This is a genomic window from Azospirillum sp. HJ39 (assembly GCF_041507355.1).
Taxonomy (GTDB): Bacteria; Pseudomonadota; Alphaproteobacteria; order Azospirillales; family Azospirillaceae; genus Azospirillum; species Azospirillum thiophilum.
The window spans coordinates 232783-249560 of record NZ_CP167911.1 but is presented as its reverse complement, the minus strand read 5'-3'; the positions used below and the strand labels follow the sequence as shown (position 1 = coordinate 249560).

Here is a 16778-nt window from a genome sequence, read left to right as displayed (position 1 = left end):
GGAACTGCCGCCACTCCGGCACTTGCTCCCTCTCCCGCTCTCGGCGGACCGGAGGTCCGTCCGATTGCGGGGGAGGGTTGGGGAGGGGGCAACCGGCCCCAGCCCCCTCACATCCCTGACAGCTGCCGCAGCTTGGCGAAGGGGTGGTCCTCGTTGGTCGGCGTCTCGCGCCTGGTCCGCGGTCCCGGCGGCCGTTTGCGCTTCCAGCTCACCGCGCCGTCCTCCGCCACCATCCGGACATAGCCGAGCCCGCCCAGCACCGCCCCCAGCTCCTCCGCCGACAGGCCGACGCGCTGGCCGAGGGCCACCTCGCGGACCGGCGCATTCGCCTTGGCCGCGGTCAGCAGCTCGGTTTCCAGCCGGTCGAGCATGTCGACGCGCAGCGCCCGCCCGCCCGCCAGCGGATAGCCGATCGCCTCCCAGAAGGCCGGCGGCGCGCCGCCCTCCTTCACCGGGGCCGCCTCGACCGACACCCGGCCGGGCGGCGGCACCGGGACCGGCAGCGGATGGCCCTTGGCCACCGCCCACAGCAGGGCGCGCAGGCTCACCGCCGCCGGCTTGGCCAGCGCCGTCAGATACAGATGCGACACGCCGAGCCGGACGCCCAGCCCGGTCAGCGCCTTGCGGTCCTCGCGCTCCAGCCGCTCGACCATCGCGGCGACGGGCCCGCGCGGCAGCACCCCCAGCCCCTCGACCAGCTGGAAGGCCAGCCCGCGCCCGGCCCCCGACAACCCCTCCACGCCGGACAGCGCGAACAGCGGTTTCAGCCGCCCGGCGATGTGGCCCTTCAGCCAGCGGTCGAGCCGCGCCCGCACCCGCTCGCGCTGGGCCTGATCCAGCATGCCGTCGTCGAAGGGCACCACCAGCGGCGCCAGCACCGACGGGCCGGCGGCCAGCCGCGCCATTGGCAAGCCGCCCGCCTCGCCGGCCACGCTCAGCACCCCGTCCGGCCCCAGCGTGAACGCGTCGTCCGGTTCCGCCTCGAAGGCGCGCAGCCGCTTGGCCAGCTCGTCGCGCAGCGCCCGGCGGGCGGCGGTCAGCAGCGACTTCGCCTCGTCGGAGCGGTCGGGGGCGTCGGGGACGAAGCGGAAGCCCTCCAGCCGGCCGACGACATGGCCCTCCACCACCACCTCGCCGTCGGCGCGCACGCCGCCCAGCAGCGAGCGCCCGTCCTTCAGCGTGCGGGCCAGCGTCGCCGAGCGGCGGTCGATGAAGCGCTGGGTCAGCCGCTCGTGCAGGGCGTCGGACAGCCGGTCCTCGATGGCGCGGGTGCGCTCCTGCCAGTGCAGCGGGTCCTTCAGCCAGCTCGGCCGGTTGGAGATGTAGGTCCAGGTGCGGATATGGGCGATGCGGGCAACCAGCGCGTCGATGTCGCCCTCGGTCCGGTCGAGCCGGGCGATCTGCCTGGCGACCCAATCGTCGTCCAGCCGGCGCGTGGGGCCGCGCAGGCTGCGGAAGATCTGCCCGAGCAGCCGGGTGTGGGCGTCGGACAGCACCTTGCGGAAGTCGGGGACCTGGCAGACCTCCCACAGCAGCCGCACGGCGTCGCGGCCCTTGGCCAGATCGAGGATCTCGGCGTCGCGCACCAGCGCCTGCAGCGCCAGATGGTCGTCGGCCTCGCGCACCCGGCTCAGCTCCTGGATCGGCGCCCGCTCCTCCAGCGACTTCAGCAGGAAGCCCGGCGTGTCGAAACGCAGGTTGCTGTTGCGCCAGGACAGCGCCTTGACCGTCTCGAACTCGTGGTTCTCGACGCGGCTGACCAGCTCGGCATCCAGCTCCCCCACCTCGTCGGTGGTGCCGAAGGTGCCGTCGCGCATGTGGCGGCCGGCGCGGCCGGCGATCTGCGCCACCTCGGCGGGGCGAAGCCGGCGCGGGGCGAAGCCGTCGAACTTGACGATGCGGGCGAAGGCGACATGGTCGACGTCCATGTTCAGCCCCATGCCGATGGCGTCGGTCGCCACCAGGTAATCGACCTCGCCCGCCTGGTAGAGCCCGACCTGGGCGTTGCGCGTGCGCGGGCTGAGCGCGCCCAGCACCACCGCGGTGCCGCCGCACTGGCGGCGCAGCATCTCGGCGATGGCATAGACGTCGGTGGCGGAGAAGGCGATCACCGCCGAGCGCGGCGGCAGCCGCGTCAATTTCTTGTAGCCGGCATAGGTCAGCTGGGAGAAGCGCGGCCGGCTGACGAACTCCGCCTTCGGCACCAGCCGGCGGATCATCGGCTGCATCGAATCGGATCCCAGCACCATGGTCTCGACCATGCCGCGGGCGTTCAGCAGCCGGTCGGTGAAGATGTGGCCGCGCTCGGGATCGGCGCAGAGCTGGATCTCGTCGACCGCCAGGAAATCGACTGCGCGGTCCAGCGGCATCGATTCGACGGTGCAGACCCAATATGAGGGGTTGGGGGGCAGGATCTTCTCCTCCCCCGTCACCAGCGCGACCGCGTTCCGTCCCTTGATCCTGACGATGCGGTCGTAATTCTCCCGCGCCAGCAGGCGCAGGGGAAAGCCGATCATGCCGGACCGGTGGCCGAGCATGCGCTCGATCGCCAGATAGGTCTTGCCGGTGTTGGTCGGACCCAGCACGGCGACCACACGGCCCCCGCGCCCGAGACCGCCGCCCGCCGAAGCGTGAGAGGCCGAAGCCGCAGACGAAATCATGGGGCTAAGCTTTGGGGTGCGCCGGGCCGCAATGCAAGCGGTGGCTTGTCGGTGCCGCATCCCGAAAACGGCCAGGGCCGCCGAATGGGGGTTCGGCGGCCCTGGTCTCACAGCGGCCTAGCGTTGGGGGGCTTGGAACGGCCGCCGGTGAGCCTGTCTTCTACGTCAGCCCTTGGGCTGCTCCTGCGGTGCCGGCGCCGGACCCTTCGGCCCCATCCCCGGACCCATCCCCGGCCCCCTGCCCGGGCCGTCGTTGTCCCAGCCGCCGGGGCCGCCATGGTGGCCGCCCATATGCTTACCCATATGGCCGCCCGGCCCCTGGTTCAGCATGCGGTCGGCCTGCTTCTGCTGGTCGGGCGTCAGCTGGGCGTAGAGGTCGGTCAGGGCCGGGCGGACGGTCTGGAGCTGCTGCAGGTGGGCCTGCATCATCTGCTCGGCGCGCTCAAGCCGCTGGGGCAGGGCCGCCGGACGCGGCAGATCCTTGAACTTCACGCACAGATCCTGCGTCGGCTTCAGGCTGGAGCGGGAGGCGTCGGCGAACTTGGTCCAGGCGGCGCGCTGCTGCTCGGTGATGTTCAGCTTCTTCTCCGCATAGGCCAGCTTGCCGGCCAGACGGGCCTCCTGGTCCTCGCACATGCGGGCGAAGTGGCGATCGGGACCGCCGGGGCCGCCCGGAGGCGGACCACCGGCCGGACCACCGGCCGGGCCACCCTGGGCGAAGACCGGAACGGCCACGCCGAGGCCGGCGACCAGCAGGGCGGACGTCAGAAGGGCGCGTTTCATGGTATCGACTCCTCGGTGTGTTGATGATCTCTAAACCCCGGATGGAGGGGGCTTATTCCGTTGGGACTTCCCGGAGGGCGTTGCCCCGTCGTTGTCCCGCCGTTGTTCGATGACCAGACAATGGGCGCCGGACGTTGCGGTCGAATGTCCGCAAACCGGTGATTTGGTAACAGAGTGTAACCGCCCGGCCCTCCGTAACCGGGCGTTACACATTTCCCCTTCACCCCCGGGCCGCTCCGCCCGATCATGGGTGCCATGGACCGCACGCCCCACCTCCTCGTCGTCGACGACGACCGCGAAATCCGCTCCCTCGTCGCCCAGTTCCTGACCCGGCACGGCTTCCGTGTCACCGGGGTCAGGGACGGGGCGGAGATGATGCGCACGCTCGACGGCGCCCGCGTCGACCTGATCGTGCTCGACCTCATGCTGCCGGGGGAGGACGGGCTGTCGCTGTGCCGCCGCCTGCGCGCCGCGCCGCAGACCGCCCAGACCCCGGTCATCATGCTGACCGCCATGGGGGAGGAGACCGACCGCATCGTCGGGCTGGAGATGGGCGCCGACGATTATCTGGCGAAGCCCTTCAGCCCGCGCGAGCTGCTGGCCCGGATCAAGGCGGTGCTGCGCCGGGTTTCCGCCCCGCCGGTCGCCGGCGCGCCTGCCGCCGCCGGCACGGTGCTGCGCTTCGAGGGCTGGTCGCTCGACGTCACCCGGCGCGAGCTGCGCTCGTCCGACGGGGTGCTGGTCCAGCTGTCGGCCGGCGAATACGACCTGCTGGTCGCCTTCGTCGAGCATCCGCAGCGGGTGCTGACCCGCGACCAGCTGCTCGACCTGGCGCGCGGCCGCTCGGCGGTGCCGTTCGACCGCTCCATCGACGTGCAGGTCAGCCGGCTGCGCCGCAAGATCGAGCCCGACCCGGCGGAACCGACCCTGATCAAGACGGTGCGCGGCGGCGGCTACCTCTTCACCCCGTCGGTGTCCGGCGGCGGGCCGGCGCCATGACAGCGCCACAGGGGACCGTGCCGCAGGAGAGCGCCGCCCCGGCCGCCGCCACATCCAGGACGGCCCGGCGCCGCGCCTTCCACCGCGCCTTCCGCCGCCTGCGCTTCCGCTTTCCCGACAGCCTCGCCACGCGGATCGCGCTGACGGTCGTGCTGGCGCTGCTGCTGACCCAGGCGATCAGCGCGCTGGTCTATCTGACCGACCGCAGCGAAGGGCCGCCGATCCACGGTCCGAACGTGCTTATCCAGCGCATCACCGCCATCGTCCAGCTGGTGGAGAGCACGCCGCCCGCCGGCCGCGGCCGGGTGGTGCGCGCCATCGACGATCCGGTGCTGCGCGTCGAATGGCGCCCAGACCAGCCGCCGCCGCTGGCGCGGCAGAGCCTTGCCGGCGGCCGGTTCGACGGGCTGAAGCGCCGGCTGCGCGACCAGCTGGACAGCCCCGGCCGCGACATCCTGGTGGAGATCCAGCGCCCGCCCCGCGACGACGACGACCGGCCGCCGCACCCGCCCTTCGCCGGCGACGACAACCGGCGCTGGGGGCCGCATGTCCGGCTGTCGGTGCGGCTCGACGACGGGTCGTGGCTCAGCTTCACCGGCGGCGACCCGCTGGCCGGTCCCTTCGGCATCGTCCGCTTCATCCTGTGGATGGGGGCGATCCTGGCGGTGATCCTGCTGGTGTCGCTGCTCGCCGCCCGCCGGGTGACGGCGCCGCTCGCCGGCTTCGCCGCCGCCGCCGAGCGGCTCAGCGTCGCCGGCGAGGCCGACCCGCTGCCGGAGGAGGGCCCGTCGGAGCTGCGCGCCGCCACCCGCGCCTTCAACCGGATGCAGGCGCGGCTGACCCGTTTCGTCGCCGACCGCACCCAGATGCTGGCGGCGATCGGCCACGACCTGCGCACGCCGATCACCCGGCTGCGGCTGCGCGCCGAGCTGGTCGACGATCCGGAGATGCAGCGGCGGATGCTGGCCGACCTGGACGAGATGGAGGCGATGATCTCGGCCACGCTGGCCTTCGCCCGCGACGACGCCCAGCGCGAGCCGCGCGGCCGCTTCGACCTCGCCGACCTGCTGCAGAGCCTGTGCGACGACCGCGTGGATGCCGGCCACCGCGCCGTCTATGACGGCCCCGCCCACATGGTTGCGGAGGGCCGCCCGGTGGCGCTGCGCCGGGCGCTGGCCAACCTGATGGACAATGCCATCAAGTATGGCGGCGGCTTCACCGTCCGGCTGGAGGGCGGGACCGAGGGGGCCGGTTCCGCTGCCGGCCAGGCCCGCCAAGCCCTGATCCACATCGACGACGACGGCCCCGGCATCCCGGAGGCGGAGTTCGAGAAGGTCTTCGCCCCCTTCTACCGGCTGGAGCGCTCGCGCTCGCGCGACACCGGCGGGGTCGGGCTCGGGCTGTCCACCGCGCGCAGCGTCGTCCGCGGCCATGGCGGCGACGTGACCCTGTCCAACCGCAGCGGCGGCGGCCTGCGCGCCACCGCGACGCTGCCGCTGTAACGCGCGCCCCCTCGAGGACAGATCCCCTCTCCCCGGGGGGAGAGGGGGGAAACCGCCTCCCCCGCAAGTGTGGAGAGAGTCATTCTTTCGCCACGGTCGCGGGACAAATCTTCGCCGGGCCGCCGCCGGTCTTTCGGAGAGGGCGGCGCCAGCGTATTAGGTCCGTTGCGGGGATGGTCCTCCGTCCCGTGACATCGAACCTGACAGGGCTTCGCGAGCGCGCCGTGACCGCACACCGACCGGATCACCAGACGGATCCCAGGACGGGCCAGCTCCATGCCGGCCCGCGCCCGATCCGCACCCGCGACGACCCGTCGCCGCTCGACGCCCTGTCGGTCGCCCCGATCGTCAGGGCGCTTGCCGCCAGGGTGCTCGGCCGCGGCACGCCGCCCCGCCGGCAGCAGCCTCCCTCCGCCGCCCCGCCGCCGACTCCCTACAAGCCGCCCCGCCGCCCGCGCCGCCGCTGGCTGCCGTCCTTCCCGCTGCCCTCCTTCACCCTTCCAAGGATCTCCTTGCCCAAAGCTAGCGCGTCCAAAGCCGCCGTCTCCAAATCCGCCCCAACCAGATCCACCCCGGCACAGCCCTCCAAATCCGCCCCGCCGCCCCGCAAGGGCGCCGGCCGGCTCAACCGCCTGGTGCAGTGGGGGCTGGTCGCGGCGATCTGGTGCGGGATCGGGCTGGGGACGGTGCTGGCCTGGTTCGCGCTCGACCTGCCGGACATCTCCAAGGTGGCGCAGTTCGAGCGGCGGGCCTCCATCACCGTGCTGGCCGCCGACGGCAGCGAGTTCGCCCGCTTCGGCGACCTGCACGGCACGACGCTCAGCGTGCGCGACCTGCCGCCGCATCTGGTCGACGCCGTGCTGGCGATCGAGGACCGCCGCTTCTATAGCCATTTCGGCATCGACCCGCTGGGTCTTGCCCGCGCCGTCTATGTCAACTGGCGGTCGGGCCGCGCGGTGCAGGGCGGCTCGACCATCACCCAGCAGCTCGCCAAGAACCTGTTCCTGACGTCCGAGAAGTCGCTCAAGCGCAAGATCCAGGAGGCGATGCTGTCGCTGTGGCTGGAGAGCCGCTTCACCAAGGACCAGATCCTCACCGCCTACCTGAACCGCGTCTATCTCGGCGCCGGCACCTTCGGGGTGGACGCCGCCGCCCGCACCTATTTCGGCAAGCCGGCGACCGAGGTCGACATCCGCGAATCGGCGGTGCTGGCCGGCCTGCTGAAGGCGCCGTCGCGCTACGCCCCCAGCTCCAACCCCGACGAATCGGCGGAGCGGGCGCGGGTGGTGATGGCGGCGATGCTGGATGCCGGCTACCTCACCCAGGCGCAGCATGACGCCGCGCGCAACGCCAAGCCGTCGCCCAAGCGCAAGCCGGGCGGCGACGGCCGCTATTTCGCCGATTGGGTCACCGACCTGGTGCCGGGCTTCGCCGGTCCCGACCATGGCGACGTCATCGTCCGCACCACGCTGGACCTGAAGATGCAGCGCGCCGCCGAACAAAGGCTGGAGGCGCTGCTGGCCGGTCCCGGCGCCGCCGCCAACGTCCATCAGGGCGCGCTGGTCGCCATGAGCCCGGACGGCGCGGTCCGGGCGCTGGTCGGCGGCCGCGACTATGACGGCAGCGAGTTCAACCGCGCCACCCAGGCGCTGCGCCAGCCGGGCTCCGCCTTCAAGCCCTTCGTCTATCTGGCGGCGCTGGAGGCCGGCTGGAGCCCCGACAGCCTGATCGAGGATGCGCCGGTCCAGCTCGGCACCTGGAGCCCCGGCAATTACGACGGCAAGTACCGCGGCAGCATCACGCTGGCCGCGGCGCTGGCCCATTCCTCCAACACCGCGACGGCGCGGCTGATCGACCGGGTCGGCACCGACCGGGTGCGGCGCATCGCGTCGAACCTCGGCATCTCCTCGCCCATGACCCGCGATCTGTCGCTGGCGCTCGGCACCAGCGAGGTGACGCCGCTGGAGCTGGTGCGCGCCTATGCCGGCATCGCCAACCGCGGCGCCCCCGTCTGGGCCTATGCCATCACCGAGATCAGGAGCCGCGACGGCACCCTGCTCTACCGGCGCCAGGGCGGCGGCGGCGGCGCGGTGGTCGACCCGGCCCATGCGGTGCAGCTTTCCCGGATGATGACCGGGGTGCTCGACTACGGCACCGGCCGCGGCGCGAAGCTGAACCGCCCGGCGGCGGCCAAGTCGGGCACCACCCAGGACTATCACGACGCCTGGTTCGTCGGCTTCACCGCCGACCTCGTCGCCGGGGTCTGGCTCGGCAACGACAACAACGACGCGATGAGGAAGGTCACCGGCGGCACCCTGCCGGCGAAGCTGTGGCGCGAGTTCATGACCGACGCCCATGCCGGCCGTCCCGCCCGTCCGCTGCCCGGCCTGGACGGCGCCCCGGCCTGGACCCCGCCGCCGGGAGCTACGGTGCCGGGAGGCGCGATGCCGGCCGGCGTTCCGATGGCCTCGGCCGACGCCGCCCGCCCGGCCGGCGGGATCGGCTCGCTGATCGAGAAGATCTCCGGCGGCATCGGCAGCGCGCCGCGCGTGCAGTACGATTACAACCACACCGGGGGGCGGTAGGGGGGGACGCGCGTCGGCTGGCGATGGCCCCCTCCCCAACCCTCCCCCGCTTATCAGCGGGAGAGGGAGCTGGACAGCGGAGCGGCGGAGTTCCCTCTCCCTCGAAGAGGGGGAGGGTTAGGGAGGGGGCACCCGCAGCGACCACGCCCACCCCGTTCCCCCCACCGCACCGACACTGCTATACCTCTCCCGGATTTCCCCCACAGCGGACAGCACATGCAGGCCGACGAGCGACTGGACGGAGCGGAGATGGCGGCATCGGACATGGCGGCATCGGACCGGCGTCCGCTCGCCGCCAGCCTCGCCGCCGCGCTGGCCCCCGACACCCTGCCGGCCGCCGACCAGCCCCGGCCCACCCTGGAGCCGCGCCACCGCGACGCCCTCAACCCGCTGCTGAGCATCGCCGCCCCGGTGCTGGCGCTGGCCGCCGGCCTGCGCGACGGTGCCACCTCCGCCGGGTCCGCCCGCGCCGCCGCCGCCGAGGCGCTGGAGCGGTTCGACGCCGAGGCCGCCGGGCTGGAAGAAACCGCCCCCGCCCCCGCCACCCTCGCCCCAATCGACCCCGCCGACCTCCGCGCCGCCCGCATCGCGCTCGCCGCCACGCTGGACGACGTCGCCCGCGCCGCCGGCCATGGCGGGGCGTCGGTGGGCGAGCCGGGGGCCGATGTCCGCTTCTTCGACCTGCTGGACGGCATGCTGGGCGACCCGCGCCGCCACCGCCATGCGCTGGAGCTGTATTACGCCTGCCTGTCGCTCGGCTTCGAGGGGCGGTTCCGCGACCGGCCCGGCGGCGCCCACGACCTCGCCCATCTGCGCGACGAGCTGTACCGCATCCTGCGCCGCGCCCGCGGCGAGGTGGCGGCGGAGCTGTCGCCGGCCTGGGCCGGGGCGGGCGGGCGGTTCCGGCCGCTGGGCGGCACGCTGCCGGCCTGGATCGTCTGGGCGGCGGTGGCGCTCGGCCTGTCGGGCCTGTACGTCCATCTGGCCGGCACGCTCGACCGGCAGGCGGAGCCGGTGGCCGCCCGCATCGCAGCCCTGCTGCCCGACCGTCCCATCGAGATCGCCCGCCTCGTTCCGCCGCCGCCGCCCACCGCCGGCCCGGCTCTGATCGCCCGCGTCACCGGCCGGCTGGCGCCCGAGATCCGCACCGGCGCGGTCGAGGTGCTGGCCGGGGAGGACGGCGCCCTGGTGATCCGCATCCCCGCCGCCGCGATGTTCGCCACCGGCGCCGACGCGGTGAAGGCCCGCCATCGCGCCATCGTCGAGCGGGTCGGCCAGACCCTGGCGGCGGAGCCCGGCAGCGTCGTCGTCGTCGCCCACACCGACGACCAGACCCCGCCGTCCGGCCGGCTCCCCACCGCGCAGGCCCTGACCGAGGCGCGGGCCGAGGCGGTTCGCCGGCTGCTGGAGCGCAGCGTCGCGCCCGCCCGGCTGACGGCCGAGGGCCGCGGCGACCAGGAGCCGGTGGCGCTGAACGACGCGCCCGCCGGCCGCGACTCCAACCGGCGGGTCGACATCCGCCTCTACCCGCAATAGGGCGCCCGCGATGGCCGACCCCCGCCCGAACAGGACCGCCGCCAAGGCGCCCTCCATCAAGACCGCCAAGGCGGCGGGGCGCCGCCGCAAGGCCGCGCCCGCCCCGTCGCCGCCCCGGTCGGCCCGCGCCCGCTGGGCGCTGTCGCTGGGCGGCGCGCTGGCGCTCGGTCTGGCCGGCTGGCTGCTGCTGCCGCGTCTGGCCGGGGCGCTCGCTTCCCATCTCGTCCCCCATCTCGTCCCCACCCTCCAGGCCGACTGGAGCGTCCGGCTGCTGCCGCTGCTGCTGGCGCTGGCCGGCTGGCTGGTCCTCAACCGCCGCATCGACGCCCGCGAGCGTGCCGCCGATGCCCGGCTGGTCGAGGCGCTGGCCGCCCGGCACGATCCCGACCTGAAGGCCTCGCTGGAGGAGATCGGCGCGGTGCGGGCGCGGCTCGACAGCGTGCTGGCGCGGCTGCGCCGGCGATGGGGCGGGCGCCATCTCTACCAATTGCCGTGGTATCTGGTGATCGGCGCGCCGGGATCGGGCAAGACCACGGCGCTGGCCAACGCCCGGCTGACCCCCTCGGCTCCCGGCGGCGGGACGGCGGAGCCGGTTGGCCGCCCGGTGACCGGACCGATGACCGGGTTGGGCGGCACCCGCAACTGCGACTGGTGGTTCACCGACCGGGCGGTGCTGATCGACACCGCCGGGCGCTACACCACCCAGGACAGCCGCCGCGCGGTCGACGGCCGGGTGTGGTCCGGCCTGCTCGATTTGCTGAAGGAGCACCGGCCGCGCCAGCCGGCCAACGGCGTGCTGCTGACGCTGAGCCTGCCCGACCTCGCCCTGTGGAGCGATGCCGAGCGGCGCAACCATGCCATCCTGATCCGCCAGCGCCTGAACGAGCTGCGCGTCCATCTCGGCCTGCGCCTGCCGGTCTATGTCCTGCTGACCAAGGCCGACCTGCTGGAGGGCTTCGACACCTTCTTCGACCCGCTCGACCGCGAGGCGCGCTCCCAGGTCTGGGGCCTGACCCTGCCGGCGGAGGAGGCGGATGGCGGACCGCTGCCGGCTTTTCGCGAGCGTTACGCCGGGCTGGTGCGCCGGCTGGACGAGCGGTTGCTCGACCGGCTGCACCAGGAGCCCGACATCCGCCGCCGCGCCGCCGCCTTCGCCCTGCCCCTGCAGGTCGCCGGGCTGGAGCCGGCGCTGGCCGACATCGTCGACACCGTCTTCTGCCCCGAGCGGGGCGAGGAGACGCCGCGGCTGCGCGGCCTCTACCTGACCAGTGCCACCCGGACCGACGGCCCGCTCGGCCTGGCCGAGCCCGACGCGGACGCGCCGCCGCCGACCCAGTTCCTCGACCGGCTGCTGCCCGATCTGGTGTTCCCCGAGGCCCATCTCGCCCAGGTCGACCGCAAGGTCGAGCGCGCGCGGCGCCGCCGCACCGCGCTGTCGGCCGCCGCCGCCCTGGCGGTCGGGCTGCTGGTGGGGAGCTGGTGGCTGGTCAGCGCCCGCGGCAACGCCGCCCTGCTGGAGCGCGCCGATGCCGGCGCCGCGGCGGTGGAGGCGGCGCTGCGCCCGCTCGACACGCCGCCGCGGTCGCTGGCGCGGGTGGACGACGCCGACCCGGCCCTGATCCTGCCGGCGCTCGACGCGCTGCGCGGCCTGCCTCCCGGCCCGCCCTCCGGCTATGGCGACGAGGCGCCGGCCTTGGCCGACCCGCTGCTGGCCGGCGGGCTGTACCAGGGCGGGCGCATCGCCGGCCCGGCGCAGGAGACCTACCGCCGCGCCCTGCGCACCCAGTTCCTCGCCCGCATCGCCCTGCGGCTGGAGGAGCGGCTGCGCGCCGACTGGGCCTTGCCCGACCAGCTGCGCCAGACCCTGCGCATCTACCGCATGGCCGGCGGCACCCTGCCGATGGACCCCGGCGCGCTGGCGGAATGGCTGGCGCTCGACTGGCAGCGCACGCTGCCCGGCCCGGCCAACGAGGCGCGGCGGCGGGCGCTGGGCGACCATCTGGCTGCCCTCTTCGCCGCCGGCTTCGCCCCGGTCCCGCCCGACGAGGCGCTGGTCGCCCGCGTGACCGAGGTGCTGGAACAGTTCCCCCAGCCCTCCGCCTCCCAATCCGACCGGGCCTCCCTGCCATGATCGGAGCCTTGGCCAGCTATCGCGGATTGGCCGCCGCCGCGCTGCGGGCGCAGGGGGGACGCGGCGGCACGGCGCCGGGCGCCGATCCGGTGGTCGGATTCCATGGCAAGCTGCCGGCGCGCGGCGATTTCGTCGGGCACGGCCTGCCGGCGTCGGTGCTGTCGCCCTGGGATCGTTGGCTGTCGGCTGCGCTCGGCGAGGCCGGGCGGCGGCTGGGCGGCGAGTGGGAGAGCCTGTTCGGGCAGGCGCCGGTCTGGCGCTTCGCCCTGTCCGCCGGCCTGTGCGGCAGCACCCCCCTGATCGGCGTCTTGATGCCGAGCGCCGACCGGGTCGGCCGGCTCTATCCCTTCACCATCGCCGCCGGGCTGCCGGCCGGCTTCGAGCTTGCCGACGCTCCCGCCGCCTGCGCCGGCTGGCTCGCCCGTGCCGAGGCGCTCGCTGCCGACGCCTGCCGCGCCGGTGCCGACGTCGAGGGGCTGCCGGCCCGGCTGGCGATCCTCGGCCGTCCCGAGCCGGAGCGGGTGTCCGCCGCGACCCGCGCCCTGATCGGCCGGCTGTCCGGGCCGCTGCCGCCGCATTTCAGCCTGTGGTGGACCCGTGGCGGCGGCCGGGTCGCGCCCTCGCTGCTGTCCTGCCCGGGCCTGCCCGCCGGCCCCCGCCTCGCCGCCTTCCTAGACGGCGCCTGGGACCGCTGGGGCTGGCAGGATGGAGACGAACGAGGGGGATAAGGAGGGGGTGTTGCCAGTGCCTCCGCCAGAGTAGGGAGGCCGGCCAGCGCAACGGGCTGTCAGGTCACGCGTTCGATGGGCATTGCGGATATGGTGACGCGTTCGATGGGCATTGAGGACATGGTAACGCGTTTGATCGGCATCATGAGCTGGACTTTCCTTATTTCAAATGATGAACATACGCGCACAACGCGTCTTCTACAAGACCGGTTCCTCCTTACCTCATTATCGTCCGGGTACAAGCATCAATCCGAAAGTTTGACCCAATTGAAGGTTATTTCCCCTCCATCCGAGGGCGACGAAACCGGGCGCGGGATCGTAATGGGATTGCACCATTTCCTGTTCGGAAATACGCCGCCCAGAGATGCAGTGTTCAGCTTCGTTTTGAGGCATGTAAGAATATGTACTTACATTTTTATACGATTCCGGGAGATAGACAACGATATCGACCTCTTCGATACAGGTTCTGTCGGATATCATCGACACCCACTCGTTTTCTCCTCTTTTTATTCCATCCAGGCACCCTTCAACATAATCATGAAGCTCAAGAGTGTATGGAAATCTGTCTGAATCCTGAGGAAGAATTGGCCCATCAAAGAAAAAAAGCAAATACCTTCTGAGTTGCAACGGATCTTTTTGCAATTCCTCTGGAACGTTCACAGGTACAATCGTTGTATTTATTTTATTACCATGAGCATCCTTCACATTTCCAGTGACGAGCCCCTTGACCATATTGACGCCATCCGAAAAGAGCCCAAGCCTAACACAATGGACTCTCTCGAATTGCGGACGGAACGTCACCCTGTGAAGAATATGGTATGTCCGGTTATACCGATGATCCGTAAGCAACGGCCAAGCGGTCACCTCTATCTGAGAACGCTCGTAGCGAACCGGAGCCGTATGGTGATGCGACAAATATATCTTGTGAATGCTCTCCATGAGCTTGTGGGTGGACGCTGAATCCTCGGGATCGTCGACCGCCGTGGGTTCGGGGTTGATCCTCATCAGGTTCGTCACGTCTTTCAGCCACTCATAGGACTGCATCCGAACTCTCCCATAATGGTCCTCCTGGAGACCGCGGGAGAGCGCCCCTTCAAAATCGAATGTGGAAATGTCGGTATCGATCTTGAAGACCTGGCCGTGACCGATCTCCGAGACGGCTCGGTCAACGGAATTCGATATAGCCGTATTTAGGATTGCGGTCCCATATGAAAAGAAATTGGTAGGGTGTTTGGGCGCAGGATCCCTCATGAAGGAAAAAGCAAAGACCTCTCCATAGGTTTCCTTACTCTCCAGCAATTCCTTCGCAGGCAGATTTTCGCAGATGCCGCCATCCACGATGGTGCCCCCGAACTTCGCGGACTTGAAGACGAACGGCAGAGCGCATGAATCGAACAGAGCGCTCACGATGTTCGTATCGTTCCCGCCGTCCTTGTCGTAACGACGGTAAGTTACTCTAGAGCCATTGAGCAAATCAGATGCTGTAATTATGATTTCTTTGATTGCTTTCAAATCATCAAATTTTTCGTATCTCTTCCCATTGATTTTGAAAATATCTGCCAGGAATTGCCTCAGAGGCTCCGGTTCGTACAGGGGATTTCCGGTCAATGCCCGGAAAAAGAGTTTTAATTTGCTGCGCCTTGGCTTGATTTTGGCGAGATGCTTTTGACCGGTGTCTAACAGACGTTCGCGGATCCGGCCGATTGGTTCTCCCGTTGCAAGCAGACAGGCAACAATGGCGCCGGCGGATGTGCCTGATACGCGTGTGACGGTGATCTTTTCCTCGTTTATCAACGTCTGGACAGCTTCTGCAGCAGCCAGGAGGTCACAGAGCTTTGCGCCACCTCCTTGCAATGCGAGTTGGATTTTAATAGGACCATTATGGGAGATGTCCATTTGAGGCATCGTTCACCTATAGAATGGTATGAGAATATAAATTCATTAAACTGATGGAGAATCTGCCGCAATCTATTCTTTCAAAGAATGCCGTATCTGGAAATCAATGACCAGGGAGAAGTCGGCGAAGCGGGGCTACCCCCCAAGGGGAGCATTCCGCGGAGGCAGGCGGCCTGCCGGTTGTATGCGCAGGCCCGCCGGTCAAAGGGAAGCTCTCCTTCTCCGAAGCATCGGGATTCCGGCCTGACAACGGGAAGCGTCAAGGCAGTGGCGGCCGATCGGCCGCCACTGCCGGCCCGTTCACGCGGCGGGGACAGCTTACTGGTTTCCATCGGTGTTCGACTGCATCCCCGCCGCCATCTCGCGGTCGAAACGGGCCAGCGCCTCCTCCAGCGCCCATTGGACCCGTGCCTTCTCGCTGCGCCCGACGATTGCGCGGCAGGGCTCCTCCCGGCTCCCCCCAAGGCCGGCCGGGATGCAGCCGGGGGCCGACCACAGGCTGGCGCCGGGCAGGAAGCTGTGCTCCAGGCTGGCGCGGGCCAGCCCGGCGAGGTCGGCGTAGCCCAGCCCGAACTCCTGCACCGCGCGTTGCAGCTCGTTGGTCAGGTCGATGCGGCTGACCCCCTCGTCGTCGGTCGACAGCACCGTCGGCACCCCGGCGGCGCGGTAGAGCGGGAACGGGTGGTTGCGGCCGGCGACGCCCAGGATCTTGTCGTTGCTGGTCAGGTTGATCTCGACTGCCACCTTCCGCCCCGCCATCGACCGCAGCAGCCCCTCGGGGTCGTCCTCGTACATCAGGTCGACGCCGTGGCCGATGCGCTGGGCGCCGGCGATCTCCACCGCCTTGCGGATGTGGTCGCGCAGCCGCTCCGGCGGGACGAGGCCGAGCGTCAGCTCGCCGGCATGCAGCGCGACGTTGGTGCCGGGCAGCCGCCGCTTCGCCTCCGCCACCATGCGCATGTGCAGGTCGTAATCGTCGAGCGCCACCGGGTTGTCCTCCGGCGCCACGAAGTTCAGCCCGACCACCCGCGGCTCCTGCGCCTGCAGCAGGGCGTTGAACAGGGTGGTGGCGAAGACCGGCCCCGGTCCTTGCGTGCGCGAAACCTGCTGGAGGTAGCGCACCGACACCGCGCAGCCCGGCCGCGCCGCCGGGGTGCCGCAGCCCAGCACGCTGCGCATCCGCGCCTCGGCGGCGTCGATCTCCTGCCGGGCGGCCGGGACCAGGGCGGGCAGGCCGGCGGCGACCAGCCGGTCGGCGGTGCCGGACAGGTCGGCGGCGGCCTGCGGGGTCCAGGGCAGCGCCTTGCCGATGCCGGCAACCGGGCCGGTGCCGAAGGACACCATCAGCTCGACATGCCGCACGCCCTGCCGGCCGGCGCGGTCGACCACCTCGGCCAGCAGGTCGCCGCCGGTGGCCGGGGTGGCCGCCGTCGCGGCGCGGAAGCGGCCGAAGGTGGCGAAGAACTGGTCGTGCAGGCTGTAGCCCGAAACCGGCAGCGCGTCGCGCGTCGACAGCGCGTCCAGCGCCATCGGGTAGAGCGTGCCGTCGGCGACCACCGCCGCGGCGGCGGGCCGCGCCGACCCGGCATCGCCGCAGGGCGCCTGCGCGGTCGGCGCCGCCAGCGCCTTGGCCTTGACGTCGAAGCACAGCCCGGCGCCGGCCGCCAGCCGCAGGTAGGTCTCGGCATAGACCGCGCCGGTCAGGTGGCTGTGCAGGTCGGCCCCCTTCGGCATGCGGTAGAGGAACGCGCGCAGCTCCGGCGGGCTGTGCCGCACCGCCTCGAACCGGCGGGCCGCCGCCGAGTTCGCTGCCGAGTCGGCGCCACCGGCCGCCTGCCCCGCGCTGCCGCTCCCCATCTCCGCCGTGGCGCAGCCGGCCAGCAGCAGCGTCGCCGCCAGCAGGCGCGCGGCCCCGCCCGTGATTCGTCCACCCGTCATGCACCCGACTCCTTCTTCTC

10 protein-coding genes are annotated in these 16778 nt (G+C 71.2%); 6 read left to right on the top strand and 4 right to left on the bottom strand.

The features are described from left to right. Nucleotides 1-107: 107 nt before the first annotated feature. Together ABMY26_RS14615 and ABMY26_RS14610 are read right to left on the bottom strand one after the other, a co-directional pair. Entirely contained in the window at nucleotides 108-2594 is a 2487-nt protein-coding gene (locus tag ABMY26_RS14615) for a helicase-related protein (RefSeq protein WP_372397983.1), read from the bottom strand. A gap of 231 nt (nucleotides 2595-2825) precedes the next feature. Continuing rightward, nucleotides 2826-3443 (bottom strand): Spy/CpxP family protein refolding chaperone, encoded by a 618-nt coding sequence (locus tag ABMY26_RS14610; RefSeq protein ID WP_372397982.1) that lies wholly within the window; start codon nucleotides 3441-3443, stop codon nucleotides 2826-2828. Nucleotides 3444-3698: 255 nt separating this feature from the next. On the opposite strand from ABMY26_RS14610, the gene ABMY26_RS14605 reads away from it, so the two are divergent. The 6 genes from ABMY26_RS14605 (at nucleotide 3699) to tagF (ending at nucleotide 12924) form a co-directional block, all read left to right on the top strand. Then, complete coding sequence (locus ABMY26_RS14605; RefSeq protein WP_045581421.1) at nucleotides 3699-4442, top strand: response regulator; 744 nt, start codon at nucleotides 3699-3701, stop codon at nucleotides 4440-4442. Continuing rightward, entirely contained in the window at nucleotides 4439-5944 is a 1506-nt protein-coding gene (locus tag ABMY26_RS14600) for an ATP-binding protein (protein ID WP_372397981.1), read from the top strand. Before ABMY26_RS14605 ends, ABMY26_RS14600 begins: the two co-directional genes overlap by 4 nt. A gap of 224 nt (nucleotides 5945-6168) precedes the next feature. After that, a complete protein-coding gene (locus ABMY26_RS14595) occupies nucleotides 6169-8529 on the top strand; it encodes a transglycosylase domain-containing protein (RefSeq protein WP_372397980.1) in 2361 nt (786 codons plus the stop codon). Nucleotides 8530-8745: 216 nt separating this feature from the next. Next, nucleotides 8746-10065: a type IVB secretion system protein IcmH/DotU gene (icmH, locus tag ABMY26_RS14590; protein ID WP_372397979.1), complete on the top strand. Its 1320-nt coding sequence runs from the start codon at nucleotides 8746-8748 to the stop codon at nucleotides 10063-10065. 10 nt (nucleotides 10066-10075) lie between these two features. Continuing rightward, nucleotides 10076-12196 carry a type VI secretion system membrane subunit TssM gene (tssM, locus tag ABMY26_RS14585; protein WP_372397978.1) on the top strand — a complete coding sequence of 707 codons (2121 nt, stop codon included), beginning with the start codon at nucleotides 10076-10078 and terminating at the stop codon, nucleotides 12194-12196. Beyond that, nucleotides 12193-12924, top strand: coding sequence for a type VI secretion system-associated protein TagF (gene tagF, locus ABMY26_RS14580; RefSeq protein WP_372397977.1), 732 nt, complete (start codon nucleotides 12193-12195; stop codon nucleotides 12922-12924). The genes tssM and tagF overlap by 4 nt, the downstream gene beginning before the upstream one ends. 225 nt (nucleotides 12925-13149) lie before the next feature. On the opposite strand, the gene ABMY26_RS14575 is transcribed toward tagF, so the two are convergent. Continuing rightward, nucleotides 13150-14820, bottom strand: coding sequence for a patatin-like phospholipase family protein (locus ABMY26_RS14575; RefSeq protein WP_372397976.1), 1671 nt, complete (start codon nucleotides 14818-14820; stop codon nucleotides 13150-13152). Nucleotides 14821-15138: 318 nt separating this feature from the next. Then, nucleotides 15139-16758 carry an adenosine deaminase gene (locus ABMY26_RS14570; protein ID WP_372397975.1) on the bottom strand — a complete coding sequence of 540 codons (1620 nt, stop codon included), beginning with the start codon at nucleotides 16756-16758 and terminating at the stop codon, nucleotides 15139-15141. Nucleotides 16759-16778: the final 20 nt, after the last annotated feature.

Bases quoted from the DNA above. Each gene is read 5' to 3' on its own strand.
- icmH (WP_372397979.1), top strand. From the start codon at position 8,746: ATGCAGGCCGACGAGCGACTGGACGGAGCGGAGATGGCGGCATCGGAC.
- tagF (WP_372397977.1), top strand. From the start codon at position 12,193: ATGATCGGAGCCTTGGCCAGCTATCGCGGATTGGCCGCCGCCGCGCTG.
- ABMY26_RS14600 (WP_372397981.1), top strand. From the start codon at position 4,439: ATGACAGCGCCACAGGGGACCGTGCCGCAGGAGAGCGCCGCCCCGGCC.
- ABMY26_RS14605 (WP_045581421.1), top strand. From the start codon at position 3,699: ATGGACCGCACGCCCCACCTCCTCGTCGTCGACGACGACCGCGAAATC.
- tssM (WP_372397978.1), top strand. From the start codon at position 10,076: ATGGCCGACCCCCGCCCGAACAGGACCGCCGCCAAGGCGCCCTCCATC.
- ABMY26_RS14610 (WP_372397982.1), bottom strand. From the start codon at position 3,443: ATGAAACGCGCCCTTCTGACGTCCGCCCTGCTGGTCGCCGGCCTCGGC.
- ABMY26_RS14570 (WP_372397975.1), bottom strand. From the start codon at position 16,758: ATGACGGGTGGACGAATCACGGGCGGGGCCGCGCGCCTGCTGGCGGCG.
- ABMY26_RS14575 (WP_372397976.1), bottom strand. From the start codon at position 14,820: ATGGACATCTCCCATAATGGTCCTATTAAAATCCAACTCGCATTGCAA.